Origin of the sequence: Sulfitobacter sp. CW3 (assembly GCF_019392245.1) — a bacterium.
GTDB lineage: Bacteria > Pseudomonadota > Alphaproteobacteria > Rhodobacterales > Rhodobacteraceae > Sulfitobacter.
Genome location: NZ_JAHXRL010000002.1, coordinates 504,950 through 521,381, shown reverse-complemented (window position 1 = coordinate 521,381; position 16,432 = coordinate 504,950). Strand labels below are relative to the sequence as shown.

General features: G+C 57.1%; 18 protein-coding genes. 11 read left to right on the top strand and 7 right to left on the bottom strand.

Annotated elements, in window-relative coordinates; genetic code table 11:
* Nucleotides 1–22: 22 nt before the first annotated feature.
* The 4 genes from leuD to KZZ06_RS05945 form a co-directional block, all read right to left on the bottom strand.
* Complete coding sequence (gene leuD / locus KZZ06_RS05960; RefSeq protein WP_219579120.1) at nt 23–628, bottom strand: 3-isopropylmalate dehydratase small subunit; 606 nt, start codon at nt 626–628, stop codon at nt 23–25.
* Complete coding sequence (locus KZZ06_RS05955; RefSeq protein ID WP_219579119.1) at nt 625–1,035, bottom strand: hypothetical protein; 411 nt, start codon at nt 1,033–1,035, stop codon at nt 625–627. The genes leuD and KZZ06_RS05955 overlap by 4 nt, the downstream gene beginning before the upstream one ends.
* Nucleotides 1,036–1,081: 46 nt before the next feature.
* Nucleotides 1,082–2,488, bottom strand: coding sequence for a 3-isopropylmalate dehydratase large subunit (leuC, locus tag KZZ06_RS05950; protein WP_219579118.1), 1,407 nt, complete (start codon nt 2,486–2,488; stop codon nt 1,082–1,084).
* A 70-nt stretch (nt 2,489–2,558) separates the two neighbouring features.
* Nucleotides 2,559–2,657, bottom strand: coding sequence for an isopropylmalate isomerase (locus tag KZZ06_RS05945; protein ID WP_219579117.1), 99 nt, complete (start codon nt 2,655–2,657; stop codon nt 2,559–2,561).
* A 225-nt stretch (nt 2,658–2,882) separates the two neighbouring features.
* Between KZZ06_RS05945 and KZZ06_RS05940 the strand changes: the two genes are divergently transcribed.
* From KZZ06_RS05940 to rlmH, 4 genes are all read left to right on the top strand, one after another.
* Nucleotides 2,883–4,163, top strand: coding sequence for a mechanosensitive ion channel family protein (locus tag KZZ06_RS05940; protein WP_257884237.1), 1,281 nt, complete (start codon nt 2,883–2,885; stop codon nt 4,161–4,163).
* Between the two features lie 63 nt (nt 4,164–4,226).
* Entirely contained in the window at nt 4,227–4,958 is a 732-nt protein-coding gene (locus KZZ06_RS05935; protein ID WP_219579115.1) for a hypothetical protein, read from the top strand.
* 516 nt (nt 4,959–5,474) lie between these two features.
* Nucleotides 5,475–5,852, top strand: a complete 378-nt coding sequence (gene rsfS / locus KZZ06_RS05930; protein WP_219579114.1) for a ribosome silencing factor — start codon at nt 5,475–5,477, stop codon at nt 5,850–5,852.
* 18 nt (nt 5,853–5,870) lie between these two features.
* A complete protein-coding gene (gene rlmH, locus KZZ06_RS05925; RefSeq protein ID WP_219579113.1) occupies nt 5,871–6,341 on the top strand; it encodes a 23S rRNA (pseudouridine(1915)-N(3))-methyltransferase RlmH in 471 nt (156 codons plus the stop codon).
* Between the two features lie 2 nt (nt 6,342–6,343).
* On the opposite strand, the gene KZZ06_RS05920 is transcribed toward rlmH, so the two are convergent.
* A complete protein-coding gene (locus KZZ06_RS05920; RefSeq protein ID WP_219579112.1) occupies nt 6,344–6,700 on the bottom strand; it encodes a hypothetical protein in 357 nt (118 codons plus the stop codon).
* A 42-nt stretch (nt 6,701–6,742) separates the two neighbouring features.
* Entirely contained in the window at nt 6,743–7,435 is a 693-nt protein-coding gene (locus KZZ06_RS05915) for a DUF599 domain-containing protein (protein WP_219579111.1), read from the bottom strand.
* 82 nt (nt 7,436–7,517) lie between these two features.
* Between KZZ06_RS05915 and KZZ06_RS05910 the strand changes: the two genes are divergently transcribed.
* The 7 genes from KZZ06_RS05910 to KZZ06_RS05880 all read left to right on the top strand — a co-directional run bounded on the left by KZZ06_RS05910 (nt 7,518) and on the right by KZZ06_RS05880 (nt 14,857).
* On the top strand, nt 7,518–8,966 hold the full coding sequence (locus tag KZZ06_RS05910) for an FAD-linked oxidase C-terminal domain-containing protein (RefSeq protein WP_219579110.1): 1,449 nt from the start codon (nt 7,518–7,520) through the stop codon (nt 8,964–8,966).
* A 65-nt stretch (nt 8,967–9,031) separates the two neighbouring features.
* Nucleotides 9,032–10,150 carry an FAD-binding protein gene (locus KZZ06_RS05905; protein ID WP_219579109.1) on the top strand — a complete coding sequence of 373 codons (1,119 nt, stop codon included), beginning with the start codon at nt 9,032–9,034 and terminating at the stop codon, nt 10,148–10,150.
* Entirely contained in the window at nt 10,147–10,512 is a 366-nt protein-coding gene (locus KZZ06_RS05900) for a hypothetical protein (protein WP_219579108.1), read from the top strand. Before KZZ06_RS05905 ends, KZZ06_RS05900 begins: the two co-directional genes overlap by 4 nt.
* 45 nt (nt 10,513–10,557) lie before the next feature.
* Complete coding sequence (gene glcF, locus KZZ06_RS05895) at nt 10,558–11,949, top strand: glycolate oxidase subunit GlcF (protein WP_219579107.1); 1,392 nt, start codon at nt 10,558–10,560, stop codon at nt 11,947–11,949.
* A gap of 81 nt (nt 11,950–12,030) precedes the next feature.
* Nucleotides 12,031–12,846 (top strand): serine protease, encoded by an 816-nt coding sequence (locus tag KZZ06_RS05890; protein ID WP_219579106.1) that lies wholly within the window; start codon nt 12,031–12,033, stop codon nt 12,844–12,846.
* Nucleotides 12,847–13,013: 167 nt separating this feature from the next.
* Nucleotides 13,014–13,487, top strand: coding sequence for an Hsp20 family protein (locus tag KZZ06_RS05885; protein WP_219579105.1), 474 nt, complete (start codon nt 13,014–13,016; stop codon nt 13,485–13,487).
* A 149-nt stretch (nt 13,488–13,636) separates the two neighbouring features.
* Nucleotides 13,637–14,857, top strand: coding sequence for a PLP-dependent aminotransferase family protein (locus KZZ06_RS05880; RefSeq protein ID WP_219579104.1), 1,221 nt, complete (start codon nt 13,637–13,639; stop codon nt 14,855–14,857).
* Between the two features lie 47 nt (nt 14,858–14,904).
* Here the strand turns inward: KZZ06_RS05880 and KZZ06_RS05875 are convergent, their stop codons facing one another.
* Nucleotides 14,905–16,377, bottom strand: coding sequence for an NAD-dependent succinate-semialdehyde dehydrogenase (locus KZZ06_RS05875; protein ID WP_219579103.1), 1,473 nt, complete (start codon nt 16,375–16,377; stop codon nt 14,905–14,907).
* Nucleotides 16,378–16,432: the final 55 nt, after the last annotated feature.

The window sequence follows — 16,432 nt, the reverse complement described above, 5'->3', positions numbered from 1 at the left end:
TGAAAATGTTTTTGAAAAAAGTTTAAACCCAAGGGCGGGTTTGTGATGCGCTGGCTTCGAAACTGTCAATTGACGCGGCTTTTTCCATGGTTAGACCGATGTCATCGAGGCCATTCATCAGGCAATGCTTCTTAAAGCTGTCGACTTCAAAGGTGAAAACCTCGCCGTCAGAGCTGGTGATTGTCTGTGCTTCAAGGTCGATCTCGATGCGGGCGTTCGCCCCTTTTTCGGCATCTTTCATCAAGACATCGACCTGCTCTTGCGGCAATGCGATGGGCAGAATGCCGTTCTTGAAGCAGTTGTTATAGAAGATATCGGCATAGCTGGGCGCGATGACACAGGTGATCCCGAAATCGGCAATCGCCCATGGCGCGTGTTCGCGCGACGATCCGCAGCCAAAGTTATCCCCCGCGACAAGGATTTGCGCCTCGCGGTACTGTGGCTTGTTCAAAACGAAATCGGGGATCTCGTTGCGGTCGTCATCATAGCGCATTTCGTCAAACAGGTTCACGCCAAGGCCGGACCGTTTGATAGTTTTCAGGAACTGCTTGGGGATGATCATATCGGTGTCGATGTTGATCAGGGGCAGGGGGGCGGCGATGCCGCTGAGGGTGGTAAACTTGTTCATGACTGAACTCCAGTTTGTGAACCGTCAGGCTGTGTTTCTGCGGTTTGTTCAATGGTTGCGTCACAAGCACCGTCAATAATCTGACGAAGCGCTTTGCGCACATAAGGTTTGGATGTGATGCGATTTGAGGACACAGTGACCGCGCCGGAAGCGCCGCGGGCCAAGATACCGGAGGCTGACATTTCCCCTATCATCGCATGTGCCTGCGCCGGATTGACCCGAAGCTTGGCAATCAGGTCAGCGGCGTTCAATCCGATGCGTGTACGGGCGTGGAATACCGCCAGCCCATACTGGTAGCGGTTATAGCCGTTCGCCATCACCGCCGCTGGTGCGGATGCACCGATGGCTGGCAACCGTGGCGTCAGGCTGGCCGCGCCGATCATGGATAGAAAGCTGCGTCTTTGCATGCTGTGTCCTTACTGTCTGGCAAGGGCCGAAACCCTTGCCAGCAATTTACATCATCTCGCGTACATCGGTCAGATGGCCGGTAATCGCCGCTGCAGCAGCCATTGCGGGTGACACCAGGTGGGTGCGTCCGCCCCGGCCCTGACGGCCCTCAAAGTTGCGGTTCGACGTGGCAGCGCAGCGTTCGCCCGGTGCCAACTGGTCCGGGTTCATCGCTAGACACATCGAACATCCAGCCAGACGCCATTCAAACCCGGCCTCCTTAAAGATATCGGCAAGGCCTTCTTCCTCGGCCTGTGCACGTACAAGGCCAGAGCCCGGAACGATCATGGCACGCATGCCTTCCTTGATCTTCTTGCCCTTCAGGATCGCGGCAGCTGCGCGCAAATCCTCGATCCGGCCATTGGTGCAGGATCCGATAAAGACGGTGTCGATTTTAATGTCGGTCAGCGGCATGCCTTCGGTCAGGCCCATATATTCGATGGACCGTTTCGCAGCTTCGATCTTGCCGCCTTTGAAATCGGACGCAGCGGGGACGTTGGCCGTGATGGGCAGCACGTCTTCGGGCGATGTGCCCCAAGTGACGGCTGGCGCGATGTCTTCGGCCTTGATGGTGATCACCTTGTCCCAATGCGCGTCGTCATCGGAATAAAGCGTCTTCCACCACGCAAGGGCTGCTTCCCATTGTGCGCCTTTGGGCGCGTGCGGACGACCCATGCAATATTCGAATGTCTTTTCGTCCGGCGCGATCAGGCCGGCGCGTGCGCCGCCCTCGATGGCCATGTTGCAGACGGTCATGCGGCCTTCCATCGACAAATCGCGGATCGCTTCGCCGCAATATTCGATGACATAGCCGGTGCCGCCGGCAGTACCGGTTTCACCGATAACGGTCATGGTGATGTCTTTGGCGGTCACACCTAATGGCAGCTTGCCGGTGATTTCGACCTTCATGTTTTTGGATTTCTTCTGGATCAGCGTTTGCGTGGCCAGAACATGTTCAACCTCGGAGGTGCCGATGCCGTGGGCCAATGACCCGAACGCACCATGCGTCGCCGTGTGGCTGTCGCCGCAAACAACAGTCATGCCGGGCAAGGTCCAGCCTTGCTCGGGGCCGACGATGTGCACGATGCCCTGACGCACGTCGGACACGGGGTAATAGTGCAGGCCGAATTCTTTGGCGTTGGTATCAAGGGCTGCCACCTGAACGCGGCTGTCTTCGGTCATCGTGGCCGCATTGGCGCGGTCCAGCGTGGTGGGTACGTTGTGATCGGGCACCGCGATTGTCTGATCCGGGCGGCGCACGGTGCGGCCGGTCATGCGCAAACCTTCAAAGGCCTGCGGGCTGGTTACTTCGTGAACCAAGTGGCGGTCGATATAAAGCAAGCAGGTGCCATCGTCGGCTTCGTGCGCAACATGGGCATCCCAGATTTTATCATAGAGCGTTTTGGGGGACATGTGGTCCTCTCCCGTAAATAAAGTGTGATTGGTGGTCGTCAGACGGCGCGCCCGAGGGCGCAAGCGGGCTTTATAGTCGTGCCAGCACGGTGTGGGTCGCCCCGAAAAAGCGTTCGCGCAGACGTGCGCGGTCGCCGATGTTGAACAGAGTGTCTGAAACATGTGTCATAGGGCGTTAATTAGACCCTTTCAGCCCTACAGGCAAGGAGGCTGACAGCACATCGGGGTCGGGATTATGGGCACCCTGCGTCGTGAAGCATGGGCCTTGCCGATCACGGCTTGCTCAATCGTGCTGATTGTCTCACCATTGCGGGATGAATTATTCACCGTGCGAACAAGGTTGTTGTCCATGAACCCAGATCCCTTTGCGACTTTCATGGAAAGCGTTCAAGCGATGATTGCTGGTGGGGTCGGTCTGGGCGAAAGCCTGCTTTATCCCGGGTGGCGGCAGTATCAAATCCTGATTCTGATTGCCGTGGCGCTGGCCGCATGGGCGCTGCACCACCTGTCAGGAAACTGGATTCAGGCTTGGGTGCGCCGCCACGACGGCTGGTCAAAGTGGCAATTGCGCATGGTCGTGCAGATCAAACGGCGGCTTGGGCTGATCTGGTTTGCTGCGATTAGCGGTGTGATTTATTTGGTGATGCAAAACATCACCTGGCCGTCACGGTCGTATCTGATCGGTATTTTTGCGACATTGGTGTCGGTTTGGGTCTGCATCGCCTTTGCCGCGCGGCTTGTGCGTAACCGTCCGATGCGCCGCTTGGTCACGTGGGGCCTGTGGATATATGCAACGCTATATTTCCTGAACGTCGTCGATAGCGTTTCGGCGTTTCTGGATTCACTGGCGTTGCATGTCGGGGATTTCAGACTGTCCGTTCTGACGGTGATTACCGCGCTTGTGGTGATAGGTCTGCTTTTCGCAGTTGCGCGGATAGTGAGCCAAACAACCGCCGCGACCATCCGCAAAAACGAAGACATCAGCCCGTCGATGCAAGTGTTGGCGGTCAAAGGTGTCCAGCTGACATTCTACGGCATCGCGTTCTTTATGGGGGTCAAGGCGGTTGGCATTGACCTGACCGGGCTTGCGGTGCTGTCGGGTGCGATCGGTGTGGGCCTTGGTTTTGGTCTGCAAAAGGTCGTGTCGAACCTTGTTTCAGGCATCATCATTCTGATCGATAAGTCGATCAAACCGGGCGATGTGATCAGCCTTGGGGAAACCTTTGGCTGGATTCAGACCTTGGGCGCGCGCTATGCGTCGGTGGTCACGCGGGATGGCAAGGAATATCTGATCCCGAACGAAGACCTGATCACCGGCCAAGTGGTGAACTGGTCGCATTCCAACGATTTTGTGCGCTTGGATATCTATTTTGGCACCGCTTATGGCGATGACCCGCATGTGGTCCGCAAGCTGGCGATTGATGCAGCAAGGGGCGTTGAACGTGTGCTCGCTGACAAGGCCCCGGTTTGTCATATCGTGGGGTTTGGCGACAGCAGTGTGGATTACATTTTGCGTTTCTGGATTAGGGATCCGACCGCAGGGCTGACCAACATTCGCGGGAATGTCTTTCTGGCGCTTTGGGACACCTTCAAGGAAAACAACATCTCGATCCCGTTCCCGCAACGCGAGGTCAAGATGCTTGGCGACGACGCACCAGCCGTATTCGAGGATTAACTTGCCGCCGGGGGGCAATGACCTACCTTGTCCCCGTAGGGTGTTAGCAGGGTGGCAATCCCCATGACCGGCAAACAAAAAGTGGTGTTGATCTTGGGCAGTGGCCCCAATGTGACGATTAGCCAAAACTGGCCGTCAGAATGGTTCGACCACATTGTCGTTATGAACAACGCGTGGCGTGTGCGCCCCGACTGGAATGCGCTGGTTTACCCCGAAGATTTTCCGGCAGAGCGCATGCCAGATAGCGTTTCAGCGGACCAACGTTTGATAGGCGCGAATGCGTTTGTGCCAGCGCAAAACGGTTTTGGCGGGTTTGTGTATGCGGGCGGGACGATGGCCTTTACCACGGGGTATTGGGCGTTGTCGGCTTTGCGCCCCACCGTCCTTGCTTTTATGGGCTGCGATATGGTGTATCCGACATCCGGCAATACGCATTTTTACGGGGTAGGTGTGGCTGACCCTTTGCGCGACGACATTACACTGCGCGATCTGGGGGCAAAATCTGCCCGCTTGGCATTGGTGGCTGCTGAACAGGGATGCTGTTGCGTGAACCTGTCCCAAGACCCGTCTGCCCTGCTTTTCCCCCGCGCAAAGCCGGATCGATTGCGCAACCGTCGGGCCAGCCTTGATCTGGACCGCGCCCGCTATGCAGCGCTGCGCGAAAAGGAGGATGCTTTGGGGTATTATACGCCCACGGGGCGGTACTGGGAGGACATGCGCCACGTCGATCCAAATGCTGTGGCAGCCCTAGATCAAGGCTGGCGCGATTTGTTTGTCCGGTATGCCAAAAGCTAACGCTGTAGGGATGCATGTGCGTCGGACGGTCGGATCATATCTGATCCTTCCGATTCTTCGAAAGTCGTGATTTTGGCGCTGTGACGGGCAGGCACATCGAATTTGGTGGAAAAAGGCGGCGTCGTGCATAAACGCCACATCGTTGGGCAGGAACGCTGTGCTGTTTTTGGGCACCGGATGAAATAACCCTAGCCATCTGATAAAAGCTAAACCAATAAGCCCTTTGTAAAGAAGGCTATATACAAGTTTTCGCGGCCAAGCCGCGCTCATAATACAGACCCTTTTCCGGCCTTTGCCTGCGATGTATTGCAAGACGTCGGCGCATAAGACGGCTGGATTGTTACACAAGACGGCTGGTAGCCGCCTGATCGGCTTGCTTGTCATTGAAATTTCACCCATGTGGGCATATCGTAAAGTATCCCCAGCGCCGGGGGACTGTCGGCGCGCCTAAAGGAGGACAATGTCCTGTCTACTCTCTCAAACGCAGCTCCCGCTGCGCACCCGCAGGCAGCAATGATGACTGCCGACACAAATGTAACAACAAGCGACGCACTTCTCGCGTCCATCCTGTCCCAACTGGACGACGACAAAGCCGAAGATATCGTGCAGATTGATCTGCGCGGCAAAACGGCTATCGGCGACTATATGGTCGTGTGCTCTGGCCGGTCTTCGCGTCAGGTATCGTCGATTGCCGAAAAACTGGCCCAGATGGTCAAGGATGAATACAACCGCACGCCCCGCGTCGAAGGTAAAGACACAGGCGACTGGGTCTTGATCGATACTGGCGACGTGATCGTTCACGTGTTCCGCCCAGAAGTGCGCGAATTCTATCAGCTGGAAAAGATGTGGATGCCGACAGACACACCTGAGCCGCCAGCCGTAATGCCACACTAAGCCCACAAGGCTTTTGGCATGCGTGTTCATATCTGCGTGGTCGGGCGTTTGCGCGCCGGACCAGAAAAAGACCTGATCGATGATTACCTGAAAAGGTTTGATCGAACAGGTCGAGCGCTGGGTCTTGGCCCGGCACAAATCCTCGAAGTTGAAGATAAAAAGAACGGCGGGATGGCCGCCGAGGCAGCTTTGCTGCGTCGTGCGATCCCGGACGGGTCATTGATCTGTGTTCTGGACGAGCGCGGGCGGGTGGAATCGTCGCCCGACTTTGCCAATCGGCTGGGTGGATGGCGTGATCAGGGGCGCGGCGACGTGGCTTTTGTCATCGGGGGTGCTGATGGCATCGCTAAGGATTTGCGCAAAGACGCAGATCACGCGCTGTCATTTGGCAAGATGGTTTGGCCGCATATGATGGTGCGCGTGATGCTGGCCGAGCAGCTGTACCGCGCGGCCTCAATCCTGTCAGGTGGCCCGTATCACCGGGTTTAACCCTACTTAAGCTTCACTTTTTCGATCTGTTTGGACCAACCACTTACGGTATCGCGGGCCTGAACGCCCACTTCTGTCAAGCCGTCCGGGATCGCAACACCAGAAAGCGACCGCGTCAGCGGCTGTTCGTCGACATGCGGGTGAATAAGTTCGCGGATGGCAATTTGATTTCCCGAACCATCCAATATGCGCCACGCGTCCGCGAAATGGTTCCATCCCTCGTCCGCATGGCTGATGGTGACGTCGAATGTCCACAGCCCGTTCGCTTGGCTGGCGCGTACATTTTCGATCACGGCATTATCCGCAGCCGCGATTTGCGCACTTGAGACAAGCGCGAGGGTCAATACAGTCTTTAGCATAATTTCACCAATGGTATAAAAATCAAATATATGGGCTCGTCGTCAGCTTTCCAAGAGGATGCGCCGGGACTCTGATCTGAATTCACGTCTTCCGACGATAATAACGGTTATAATTGCAGCAAGTATCAATGGAATGGGGCCGATCAGCCATGGAAGGCTGGCCAGCGCAAAATAAAGTGATCGCAGACCTCTATTAAAACTACGCGCTGCGGTGATGTTAAGTTCCGCAGCTTTTGCGGCCATTTGGGGGGCGCGCGGGTCGTGTACATCATTCGGGACTGCGGCCATCAAGACCGAGCAATAGCCGAACAGGCGGTTTGACCAGACAAATTTCAAAAACCCGTTGGCAAGAAAGAACAGCGGCAAAAGCATCTTTAGCTCCCACACGACTGTGGGCAGATCGGTCAGGGATAAATCTTCGACCACGGTTGCCATTTGTTCCGAATTGCCCAGAAGCGCCAAGGTGCCGCCCAAGGCGATGACGCTTGTTGAGGCGAAAAACGCAGTGCTTTGGCGCAATGTGCCCAGAATATGGGCATCAAATATCCGCGGCTGGCGCGTGATCATTTGAACCATCCATTCGCGACGGTGCGCGGCCATCAGCTGTGACATCGACGGGCGTTTTGTGTTCGAATTCTCGGTCATCCAGCCAATGGCAAACCATAGAATGAAAATGCAGGCCAGTGCTGCGCAATCAAGCGGCCCAAAAAGGGCGAGGCGATCCATCCAAGTCATGCAATGATGCATACGCTGGACGGTTCCAACTTGCCAATGGCCTAAATTGGTCATATTATTTTACCAAAATATGAGGTGCGCCATGGAAATGCCTATTCCCAACCCCGAAATCATGGCCCGCAAGGCGCGGGTGGTTGAGCGGTTGCAGGCTGTTTTGCCGCCAGATGCAGTCATTCACGACGAACGTGAAACCCGCGCATACGAATGCGATGCGCTGACCGCCTATAAATGCCCGCCCATGGTTGCTGTGCTGCCATCCTCGACACAGGAAGTGTCGGATGTTCTGCGCATCTGTCACGAGGAAGGCGTGCCCGTCGTGCCGCGCGGATCGGGTACATCCCTTGCGGGCGGCGCGCTGCCGACAGCCGATTGTGTGATCCTGGGCGTGGCGCGGATGAATGACGTGATTGAGACAGATTACGAAAACCGCATCATCCGTGTTCAGACCGGGCGCACGAACCTTAGCGTGACCGGCGCGGTCGAGGAACACGGTTTTTTCTATGCGCCCGACCCCTCCAGCCAGCTTGCCTGTGCCATTGCGGGCAATATCGCGATGAATTCGGGCGGGGCGCATTGTTTGAAATACGGTGTGACCACGAACAACCTGATGGGCGTCAAAATGGTGCTGATGGATGGTGAAATCATCGACATCGGCGGCGCGCATCTGGATGCAGGGGGGCTTGACCTGTTGGGGCTGATCTGCGGGTCCGAAGGGCAGCTTGGCGTCGTGACCGAAGCCACCTTGCGCATCCTGCACAAACCCGAAGGCGCGCGGCCTGTTCTGATCGGTTTCGATGATAACGAAGTCGCAGGCACCTGTGTGTCCGACATCATCAAGGCGGGCGTTTTGCCCGTTGCCATCGAATTCATGGACCGCCCCTGTATCGAGGCAACCGAGGCCTTTGCAAAAGCCGGCTATCCGATGTGCGAGGCCCTGCTGATCGTCGAGGTCGAAGGATCGGACGCCGAGATTGATCACCAGCTTGAACTGATCTCGGAGATCGCGCGGCGGCATAACCCGGTCGAGCTGCGCCAATCCAAATCTGCCGAAGAAAGCGCCAAAATCTGGTTGGGTCGAAAATCGGCCTTTGGCGCGATGGGCCAGATCAACGATTACATGTGTCTTGATGGCACGATCCCGGTGTCGTCCCTGCCGCATGTGTTGAAGCGTATCGGTGAGATGAGCGACCATTACGGTCTTAAGGTCGGGAATGTGTTCCATGCCGGCGACGGCAACATGCACCCGCTGATCCTGTTTGATGCAAACAAACCCGGTGATCTGGAGCTGTGCGAGGAATTCGGTGCCGAGGTGCTGAAGCTATGTGTCGAAGTGGGCGGTTGCCTGACCGGTGAACATGGCGTGGGCATTGAAAAGCGCGATCTGATGCATGTGCAATACGCTGCCGCCGATCTGAATGCCCAGATGGCGGTGAAGGATGTGTTTGACCCCGCATGGTTGTTGAACCCCGCCAAAGTATTTCCGCTTGATGCGTCCGAAACCCGCCGCGCGGTAAAGATTGCCGCCGAATAGGTTGACCGCAGGCCGCTGTGTTTGGGGCACAGGGCCGGATTTGGATATTTAGGAGCCAGAGAAGAATGGACATCACTTCAGAACAGGCGCTTGTGGACGCGGTTAAGGGCGCAGATGGTCCATTGGCGGTTCAGGGCGGCGGCACGCGCGGCGTCCCGGCCCGAGGTGCGGTTTTATCTGTTGCAGGGCTGAGCGGCATTTCACTCTACGAGCCGGGTGCCATGACAGTGGTGGCAAAGGCAGGTACGCCTGTGGCCGAGATTGAGGCGGCGCTGGCCAAGGAAAACCAGCGGTTGGCGTTCGAACCGATGGATCACCGGGCATTGCTGGGTACTAAGGGTACGCCGACGATTGGTGGCGTGATGGCCGCGAATGTCAGCGGCCCACGCCGTATTTCAGTTGGAGCGGCGCGCGATTTTCTGTTGGGCGTTCGGTATGTCGACGGGCAAGGTGTTGTCGTCAAGAACGGCGGGCGCGTGATGAAAAACGTGACTGGCTATGATCTGGTCAAGCTGATGGCGGGGTCTTATGGCACGCTTGGCGTACTGAGCGAGGTGTCGTTGAAGGTGCTGCCCAGACCCGAAACACACGCCACTTTGGTGTTGCACGGTCTGGATGATGCGGGCGGCGTGGCGGCGATGGCAAGGGCGCTTGGCAGTCCGTTTGAGGTAACAGGTGCCGCGCATGATCCGGCCAGTCAGGAAACCAAGTTGCGGGTTGAAGGGTTTGAAGCCTCGGTCACCTACCGATTGGGTAAACTCCGCGCGCTGTTATCCTCAGTCGGCGGGGAAATGGTGGTTCACGATGCGGTAGCGTCTGAAGGTATCTGGGCCGCAACCCGTGATGTAGCGGCGTTTGATGGCAAGGATGGCGATGTCTGGCGGGTGTCATGCAAGCCGTCTGATGGCTCTGCTATCGCGGCACGATCCGGTGCACAGGCGTGGTTCTATGACTGGGCTGGCGGGTTGATCTGGTTGCTGGCGGCCCCCGGACATGACCTGCGCCAAGCTGTGGGTGTGTTTGACGGCCATGCGACCTTGGTTCGTGCAGACTCGGCAACCAAAGCACGATTGGGTATGTTCCACCCGGAACCTGCTGGCCTGGCGCGGCTGACAGCAAGATTGCGCGCGCAATTTGACCCCAAGGATATTTTCAACGCGGGCTTGATGGAACATGCAGCATGACGCTGATCCTGCTTTTCCTGCTGATTTTCGTCGTGGGGCCTTTGATCTTTCGCGCGATAACAAAGCGCCAGCCGTCTCGCAGGCAAATGCTGTTTCTGTCGGTTTTTGCCCTTGTGTGTGTCGGTGCCGCGCTTGCCATACGCTATGGGTGGGCGCGGCCCTTGGATGCGGACATGTTGATGGCCGGAATCAGCCTTGTGTTGATCTGGTTGGGGTGGATTGGCGTCATGGCCTTTGTCACTCAGGCGCTGCGCCATGCCTATCCTGATCAAATGGTGCGGCGCTGGACGGCTGTTTTAGGTGCCATTGGCACCACCATCCCTTGGTTCGGGCTGGCTTGGGCCAGCTTCCTAGCCCCCTGACTTTCTAGGGCTCGTGGGCCTTGACCTGTAATCGCCGGAGTATTCATGCAAACCACATTCACCCCTGAGCAGTTGAAAAACCCTGCAATCCGACGCAGCAACGAGATATTGCGCGCCTGCGTGCATTGCGGATTTTGCACCGCAACATGCCCGACCTATCAAGTGTTAGGGGATGAGTTGGACAGCCCGCGCGGGCGCATTTACCTGATCAAGGACATGCTGGAAAACGACCGTGATCCAGATGAAAAAACGGTCAAACATATCGATCGGTGCCTGTCCTGCCTTGCCTGTATGACGACTTGCCCGTCGGGTGTGCATTACATGCATCTGGTGGACCACGCGCGCGACTATATCGAACAGCGCTACAAGCGGCCCTTTAGTGATCGTGCGCTGCGTTGGATTTTGGCGCGGATTTTGCCGTACCCGACGCGGTTTCGGTTGGCGCTGCTAGGGGCCAAGATCGGGCGGCCCTTTGCGCGGTTGATGCCGGATGCCCGGCTTAGGGCGATGCTTGAGATGGCCCCGAAGACCATTCCACCGGTCAGCCGCAACGACGACCCGCAAAGCTTTGCCCCGCAAGGTGCCCGCAAAAAACGCGTGGCGCTGATGACGGGTTGTGCGCAAAAGGCGCTGAACACCGACATTAATGATGCCACGATCCGCCTGCTGACGCGGTTGGGCTGCGAGGTCGTTGTGGCGGAAGGGGCGGGATGTTGCGGGGCGTTAACCCATCACATGGGCAAGACCCGCGAAAGCCACGCAACAGCGGCCAAAAACATCAAGGCATGGTGCGCCGAGATTGACGGGCAGGGGCTGGATGCCATTGTCATCAACACGTCGGGTTGTGGCACCACCGTCAAGGATTACGGGCACATGTTTCGCAACGATCCCCTTGCGGCAGATGCGGCACGGGTATCGGCGATTGCGCGGGATGTGTCGGAGGTATTGATCGACCTCACACAGACAGAGGAAACCAGCGCAGCGCCAAGGCCCGCCAAAGATAACATTGCAGGAATTGATGCCGTTGTGCCGCGTGAACCTGTCCATCAAGGGATGGTTGTCGCCTATCATGCCGCTTGTTCCTTGCAGCACGGCCAGCAGATCAAGACCTATCCCAAAGACTTGCTAAGGGATGCCGGTTTTACAGTGGTTGAACCCGCTGATGCCCATTTGTGTTGCGGATCGGCGGGGACCTATAATTTGATGCAGCCAGAGATTTCAAAGCAATTGAAAGATCGTAAAATCAAAACCTTGAAGGCCAAGAACCCAGATGTGATTGCAGCGGGGAACATCGGATGCATGATGCAAATCGGGTCGGCTGCGGGTATCCCTGTTGTCCACACGGTCGAGCTGTTGGATTGGGCCAGTGGCGGGCCGAAACCACCGGCGCTGACACGTGAATATGACCCCAAGGGCGAGATACCCAAACTGCGGTGAAATCTTGCCCTATTTATGCCTTATCTAGCCATTAGCGGTTGAGTCTATTCTTAGCGAACTCCAAAGAAAGGGAGCTTTGCCATGCGCCGTTGGGTAGCCCTTTCTTTTGCCTTGCTGACCGTCGCGACCGCTGTGTTGTCGCAAGATGCGGATCTGCGCAGCTTGGAAAGCGGTGTCGACGCGCGCGCATGGGAGGCCGTTGGCAGGCTGGATATCGCTGGCGCAGGATTTTGCACGGGTGCATTGATTGCGCCGCGCCTTGTTTTAACGGCTGCCCATTGTCTGTTTGACCGCAAGACCAAGCAGCGCATTGATCACAGAGATGTCGAATTTCTGGCAGGCTGGCGCAATGGACGCGCGGGCGCGTACCGCAATATTCGCCGCGCGGTGGTACATCCTGACTACGTCTATGACGGGGCCGTATCACCACAACGGGTGCGCAATGATCTGGCCCTGCTGGAACTTGACCGCGCGATCCAGAACACCACGATTGTCCCTTTTGAAACGGCTGCACGCCCGCGTCGCGGCGACAGATTGGGTGTGGTCAGCTATGCCAAAGACCGCGCCGAAGCACCATCACTGCAAGAAATGTGCAGCGTTCTGGCCCGCCAGGAAGGTGTTCTGGTCACCACATGTTCCGTTGATTTCGGATCAAGTGGCGCGCCTATTTTTACCTTTTCAAACGGTGTGCCGCAGATCGTTTCGGTGGTGTCCGCCAAAGCACAAGTCGAGGGCAATCAAGTTTCGCTAGGCACCGCATTGGGGACCCCGCTTGCGCTGTTGCAGGCCGAACTGGTTGCCGGAAAAGGTGTCTACCATGCGCCCGGTATTGAACAAAAAACGGTATCCGCATCTGACCGCCGTCGCACGACCGGGGCCAAGTTTGTAAAGCCTTAGTGAAATAATGGCGCATATCGCGCTAATCCGACCCTCTTGAAACCGCATTTATTCATCCCCACATCAGTTTCACCAAGACGCCTAGATAGGGTTTTGGACCTGAAACAAGGGCCTGTCCGCAGTGGAAGGCCCGGAGACGTAAATCGCTCAAACGAGGATGAACACCTATGCGTAATTTTGATTTTGCACCGCTTTATCGTTCCACTGTTGGCTTTGACCAAATCGCCAACCTGATGGACCGCGTCGCGACCAATGACGTCGCACAAAACAGCTATCCCCCTTACAACATCGAAAAATTCGACGATGATTCCTATCGTATTTCGATTGCCGTCGCCGGTTTCTCCGAGGCGGACCTAAGCGTCGAAGTACGCGAAAAATCGCTGATCGTTTCTGCCCGCAAGGCGGATGATACGGCCGACAAAACCTATCTGCATCGTGGCATTGCGACCCGCGCATTCGAGCGCCGGTTTCACCTAGCCGACCATGTGCAGGTGACGGGTGCCACCCATGTTGATGGGATGCTGAACATCGATCTGCAACGCCAGGTGCCCGAAGCACTGAAGCCGCGCCAGATCCAGATCGCAGGGTCCACCGCCGGTACGATCGAAAAAGATGTGGTTGATGCGAAGTCTGTAAACTAAGCATTATTCAAAGCACGCGAATTTGACCCGGGGCAGTGCCTCGGGTCTTTTTGTGTCTTCGGTTTGGTTTCAGGCGGCTTAGGTCACAAATATTGACTTAAAAAGATTCGCACGCCAATCTGCGTCAACTCACTGGGGAAGGGGCCACTATGTCCTTGCAAGAAATATTCGCGACACGCGCCACACGCATGAAGGCATCTGAAATCCGCGAGCTGTTAAAGCTGCTGGATCAACCGGATATCATATCCTTCGCAGGCGGTATTCCTGACCCTGAACTGTTTCCCAAACAGGCCTTCCAAGAGGCATACGCCGAGGCGTTATCGGGCCCGATGGCCGCACAGGGGCTGCAATATTCCACCAGCGAGGGCCACAAACCGCTGCGGGTCTGGATTGCCAAGCAGATGCAGGAAATCGGCATTCCTGCGACCCCAGACAACATCCTGATCACGTCGGGTTCCCAGCAAGCGTTGGATTATCTGGGCAAGCTGTTCCTGTCGCCCGGTGACACGGCCTTGGTTGGCTGGCCAACCTATCTGGGCGCGTTGGGCGCGTTCAACGCCTACGAGCCGCGCTATGACAAGCTGGACCCGCTTAGCAACCGGGCTGGTGCCGATTACGCAGCAGAGGCCGAGGCGGCAGGCGGCAAAGCCAAGTTTGCCTATCTGTCGGTTGATTTCGCCAACCCGACCGGTGCCACCGTCAGCCGCGCCGCCCGCGAACGGGTCATTGATCTGGCCGACGAGATGGAGATCGCGGTGATCGAAGACGCCGCCTATCAAGCGCTGCGTTTTGACGGCGAGGCGATTCCGCCGATTCTGGCGCTAGAGGCCGCGCGCAAAGGTGGTGATCTTGAGGCCTGTCGCACGATTTATTGCGGCAGTTTTTCCAAGACGTTGTCGCCCGGCCTGCGTGTCGGTTGGGTCTGCGCCGCGATGCCCGTGATCAACCAGCTTGTGTTGATGAAACAGGCGGCGGATTTGCACAGCGCCACGCTGAACCAGATCGCGATTACCCACGTTGCCGAACAGCATTTCGACAGCCATGTTGCCAAAATCCGCGCGGCCTATCGCGGGCGGCGTGATGTGATGCTGAACGCGCTTGAGGAACACATGCCGGACGGTGTCAGCTGGACAAAACCCGAAGGCGGGATGTTCATTTGGGTGATATTGCCTGAAACGCTGGATGGGGCCGATCTGTTGGCCGAATCTCTGAAAACCGAACGGGTGGCCTTTGTGCCCGGTCATGCGTTCTTTGCCGATGGATCAGGGCGCAACACGCTGCGGCTTAGCTATGCAACCTCGGACGAGGCCAAGATCGCCGAGGGCATCAAGCGGTTGGGGCATCTGATCACCAACGCGCTGGACGCTTAAACGAAAACGGGCGGCAGGATCATTCCGCCGCCCGCTTTCTGCAACTATCAGACCGACATGCAGATGTATTTCATCTCGAGGTAATCCTCGATCCCGTGGTGGCTGCCTTCGCGGCCCAGACCGGACTGTTTGACGCCGCCAAACGGTGCAACCTCGGTCGAGATGATACCCGTGTTCACGCCCACGATGCCATATTCCAGCGCCTCGGCGACTTTGTACACGCGGCTTAGGTCTTTGGCATAGAAGTAGGACGCCAGACCAAAGATCGTGTCGTTTGCCATCGCGATCACATCATCAACGGTGTCAAATTTGAACAGCGGTGCCAGCGGGCCAAAGGTTTCTTCGGTCGCGACCATCATGTCTTGGGTTACGCCAGTCATGATCGTGGGCGGCAGGAAGTTACCGTTCATATCGCCACCTTCACCCAAGATCACTTGGGCACCCTTGGATTTGGCATCCTCGATATGTTCTTTGACCTTCTCGCCAGCGGCGGGGTTGATCAGCGGGCCAAGGGCCACGCCATCTTCAAAGCCGTCACCGACCTTCAGTTTCTCGACGGCTGCCTTCAGTTTTTCGGCGAAAGCGTCATAGACACCGGCCTGCACATAGATGCGGTTGGCGCAAACGCAGGTCTGACCGTTGTTGCGGAATTTGCACAAGATCGCGCCTTCGACGGCGGCATCCAGATCGGCATCATCAAACACGATGAACGGTGCGTTGCCGCCCAGTTCCATCGAACATTTCATAACCTGATCGGCGGCTTGCTTCATCAGGATACGGCCCACTTCGGTCGATCCGGTGAACGTCAGCTTGCGCACGGCGGGGTTCTCGCAGAATTCCTTGCCGATGGCAGAGGACGACGAAGACGGCACCACGTTGAACACGCCCGCGGGAATGCCCGCGCGTTCCGCCAGCACACCCATGACGATGGCGGACAGCGGTGTTTCAGCGGCAGGGCGCGCAACAAAGGCACAGCCGGCGGCCAGCGCAGGTGCGGCCTTGCGGGTGATCATCGCGTTGGGGAAGTTCCACGGTGTAATCGATGCCGCGACGCCGATGGGCTGCTTGATCACGGTGATGCGTTTGTCGCGCTGGTGGCCGGGAATGGTTTCGCCGTACACGCGCTTGGCCTGTTCGCCCATGAATTCGATGAACGACGCGCCATAGGCGATCTCGCCTTTGGCTTCGGCCAGGGGCTTGCCTTGTTCAGCGGTCAGGATGATGCCCAGATCGTCCTGGTTTGCCATCATCAGATCGAACCACTTGCGCATGACGCCTGCGCGTTCCTTGCCGGTCCAGGATGCCCATTCTTTCTGGGCTTTCTCGGCTTGGGCAATCGCGCCCGCCACTTGGGCGCGGCTTAGATCGGCCACTTTGGCAATCACATCGCCGCGCGCAGGGTTGGTTACGTCAAAGGTGCCATCGTCGCCATCCACCCACTCACCACCAATATAGGCGCGTGTTTCCAGCAGACTGGGGTCTTTGAGCATGGATTTCAGGTCTGTCTTTGCGTCAGTCATTTTGATCTCTCCGCTTTTGTTTGTGGAACCCAAAGCAACATTCGTTATGATTGTC